Below are 4,068 nucleotides of genomic sequence, written 5' to 3'. Positions count from 1 at the left end.
GACGGGCGCAAGACGTTCCGGGGCATCCTGCATGCGCCGAACGGCGAAACGATCGGTTTGGAATTTGAAGGGAAGGAAGGCGCCGCGATGCTCGATTTCACGCTCGCCGACATGGACCGCGCACGCCTGGTCCCGCACGTAGACTTTAGGAGCCGGAAACAATGAGTCGCGAAGTACTGATGCTGGTCGATGCGCTGGCGCGCGAGAAGAACGTCGATAAAGATGTGGTGTTCGCTGCGCTTGAAGCCGCACTTGCTTCGGCCACCAAGAAGCTCTTCGAAGAAGACGTCGACATTCGCGTGCATATCGATCGGGAATCGGGCGAACACGAAACGTATCGCCGCTGGCGCGTCGTGCCCGACGAAGCCGGCCTGCAAGAGCCGGATCAGGAAATCCTGTTGTTCGAAGCGCGCGAACAAGAGCCCGAAATCGAAATCGATCAGTACATCGAAGAGCCGATTCCGTCGATCGAATTCGGCCGCATCGGCGCGCAGGCTGCCAAGCAAGTCATCTTGCAGAAGGTGCGCGATGCCGAGCGCGAGCAAATCCTGAACGATTTTCTCGAGCGCGGCGAAAAGATCATGACCGGTACGGTCAAGCGTCTGGATAAGGGTAACTTCATCGTCGAATCGGGCCGTGTCGAAGCGCTGCTGCGTCGCGATCAGCTCATTCCGAAGGAAAATCTGCGCGTGGGCGATCGCGTGCGTGCTTATATCGGCAAGGTCGATCGTACGGCGCGCGGCCCGCAGATCGAACTCTCGCGCACGGCGCCCGAGTTCCTGATGAAGCTGTTCGAGATGGAAGTGCCCGAAATCGAACAAGGTCTGCTCGAAATCAAGGCGGCCGCCCGCGATCCCGGCGTGCGCGCGAAAATCGGTGTCGTGGCCTACGATAAGCGCATCGATCCGATCGGCACCTGCGTGGGCATTCGCGGTTCGCGCGTGCAGGCGGTGCGCAACGAGCTCGGCGGCGAGAACGTCGACATCGTGCTGTGGTCGGAAGATCCCGCCCAATTCGTGATTGGTGCGCTGGCGCCGGCCGCGGTCCAGTCGATTGTCGTCGATGAAGAAAAGCACTCGATGGACGTCGTCGTCGACGAAAGCGAACTGGCGGTCGCGATCGGCCGCAGCGGTCAGAATGTGCGTCTCGCCAGCGAATTGACGGGCTGGCAGATCAACATCATGACGCCGGACGAATCGGCGCAGAAGCAGAACCAGGAGCGCGGCGTGTTGCGCGACTTGTTCATGGCGCGGCTCGACGTGGACGAGGAAGTCGCCGACATCCTCATCGACGAAGGCTTCACGAGCCTCGAGGAAATCGCCTACGTGCCGCTCAACGAAATGCTCGAAATCGAGGCATTCGACGAAGACACGGTTCACGAGCTGCGCAATCGCTCGCGCGACGCGCTGCTGACGATGGCGATCGCGAACGAGGAGAAGGTCGAGGGCGTGGCGCTCGATCTGAAGAGCCTCGACGGGATGGATGCCGATTTGCTGGCGAAGCTGGCCGAGCATCAGATCCAAACGCGCGACGAGCTGGCCGAGCTGGCCGTCGACGAATTGGTCGATATGACTGGAATGGAAGAGGAAGCCGCGAAGGCGTTAATCATGAAAGCACGTGAACACTGGTTCCAGTGAGTGAATGACCATGGCGCACTGATTTGATAGCGATCGCTCGATCGCATGACCCGATGCTAACCGCAAGGAATCGGTCCTTGCATTAAGAGGAATGAATGGCGAGTAACAACGTAGCCCAATTTGCCGCGGAACTGAAAATGCCAGCCGGAGTGCTGCTCGAGCAGCTTCAGGCGGCGGGTGTCCAGAAAGCAAGCGAGGACGATGCCTTGTCCGAAACGGACAAGGCGCGTCTGCTCGATCATTTGCGCAAATCGCACGGCTCCGCCGATACCGACAAGCGCAAGATCACGCTGACTCGCCGGCACACGTCGGAGATCAAGCAATCCGACGCGACGGGCAAGGCTCGCACCATTCAGGTCGAAGTGCGCAAGAAACGTGTGTTTGTGAAGCGGGACGAAGCAGGCGATGGCGCGGCCGATGCCGCCGCTGTCCAGCAGGAAGCCGTTGCCGAGGACGACAGCGCCGATTTGCAGCGTCGCGAGGAAGAAGCGCGCCGCGAAGCGGAGCTGCTCGAGAAGCAAGCGCAGGAATTGCGCGAGCGCCAGGAACGGCTCGAGCGCGAGGAAGCGGAACGCCAGTCGCGTGAGAAGGCGGCCGAAGCCGAGCGTCAGCGCGCCGAGGAAGAGGCTGCCAAGAAGCATGCAGAGGCGGCGGCTCAACAGCACGCCGAGGCGGCAGCCCGCGAGCAGGAAGCGCGCACGGCTGCGGAAGATGAGCGTGCCGCCGCCGAACGCGCGGCGCAGCGCGAAGCGGCCAAGAAGGCCGAGGACGCGGCACGCGAGGCCGCCGAGAAGGCGCGCGCCGAGCAGGAAGAAATTCGCAAGCGTCGTGAAAAGGCCGAGGCCGAGGCACGCGCGATCCGCGAAATGATGAACACGCCGCGCAAGGCCCAGGTGAAGGCACCGGAACCGGCGCCGGCGCCGAAGCCCGCCGAGCCCGCCAAGGCGGCGGAAGCAAAGGGCACGCTGCACAAGCCCGTGCGTCCCGCCGGCGAATCGCCGCGTCCTGCCGCCGCGCGCAAGCCGGCCACGGGCACGGCTGCGCCGTCGACGTCCCAGCCTTCGTCGGCGCCCGGTGCGGCCGATAAAAAGAAGCCCGGCGGCAAGGGCGGCTGGCAAGACGACGCCGCGAAGCGTCGCGGCATCAAGACCCGCGGCGATTCGAGCGGCGGTGTCGATCGCGGCTGGCGCGGTGGCCCGAGGGGCCGCGGCAAGCATCAGGATTCGGCTACGTCGTTCCAGGCGCCGACCGAACCGATCGTGCGTGAAGTGCACGTGCCCGAAACGATCACGGTGGCCGATCTCGCCCACAAGATGTCCGTGAAGGCGTCGGAAGTCATCAAGGTCATGATGAAGCTCGGCCAGATGGTCACGATCAACCAGATGCTCGATCAGGAAACGGCGATGATCATCGTCGAAGAGCTCGGTCATCGTGCGGTCGCGGCCAAGCTCGACGATCCGGAAGCGCTGCTCGTCGAAGGCGAGGCATCCGATGCGGAGCAACTGCCGCGTCCGCCGGTCGTGACGGTCATGGGCCACGTCGACCACGGCAAGACTTCGCTGCTCGATTACATCCGCCGCGCGAAAGTGGCGGCGGGCGAAGCGGGCGGTATTACGCAGCACATCGGCGCCTATCACGTCGAAACGCCGCGCGGTGTTATTACGTTCCTCGATACGCCGGGTCACGAAGCGTTCACGGCGATGCGTGCGCGCGGTGCGAAGGCCACCGACATCGTTATTCTGGTGGTGGCGGCCGACGACGGCGTGATGCCGCAGACGAAGGAAGCCATTGCTCACGCGAAGGCGGGTGGTGTGCCGATCGTCGTGGCGATCAACAAGATCGACAAGCCCGAGGCGAACCCGGATCGCGTCAAGCAGGAACTCGTCGCGGAAAGCGTCGTGCCGGAAGAATACGGCGGCGATTCGCCGTTCGTGCCGGTTTCGGCGAAGACGGGTGCAGGGATCGACGATCTGCTCGAGAACGTTTTGCTGCAGGCCGAAGTGCTCGAACTGACGGCACCGGTGGCGGCGCCGGCCAAGGGCCTCGTCATCGAAGCGAAGCTCGATAAGGGTAAGGGTCCGGTCGCGACGATTCTCGTGCAATCGGGTACGCTCTCGCGCGGCGATGTCGTGCTGGCGGGCAGCGCCTACGGCCGTGTGCGGGCGATGCTGGACGAAACGGGCAAGGCGACGAAGGAAGCCGGCCCGTCGATCCCGGTCGAGATCCAAGGTCTGTCGGAAGTGCCGGCCGCGGGCGAGGAAGTCATCGTCTTGCCGGACGAGCGCAAGGCGCGCGAAATCGCGTTGTTCCGCCAAGGCAAGTTCCGCGACGTCAAGCTGGCGAAGCAGCAGGCCGCCAAGCTCGAAAGCATGCTCGAGCAGATGGGCGAGGGCGAAGTGCAGACGCTGCCGCTCATCGTCAAGGCCGACGT

Annotated in this window: 2 protein-coding genes and 1 pseudogene; all 3 read left to right on the top strand. The window is 63.6% G+C overall.

What is annotated here, in order from left to right; genetic code table 11:
* Positions 1-165 (top strand): annotated as a pseudogene (locus tag ACTHL0_RS13135) (ribosome maturation factor RimP); the annotation flags it as partial.
* Positions 162-1,637, top strand: coding sequence for a transcription termination factor NusA (gene nusA / locus ACTHL0_RS13130; RefSeq protein WP_440567185.1), 1,476 nt, complete (start codon positions 162-164; stop codon positions 1,635-1,637). The pseudogene ACTHL0_RS13135 and the gene nusA, both read left to right, overlap by 4 nt.
* 95 nt (positions 1,638-1,732) lie before the next feature.
* On the top strand, positions 1,733-4,068 hold a 2,336-nt coding region (gene infB, locus ACTHL0_RS13125), incomplete at its 3' end, for a translation initiation factor IF-2 (RefSeq protein WP_440567184.1).

This window comes from Trinickia sp. (assembly GCF_051961175.1).
Classification (GTDB): domain Bacteria; phylum Pseudomonadota; class Gammaproteobacteria; order Burkholderiales; family Burkholderiaceae; genus Trinickia.
This window is presented reverse-complemented; position numbering and strand designations above follow the sequence as displayed.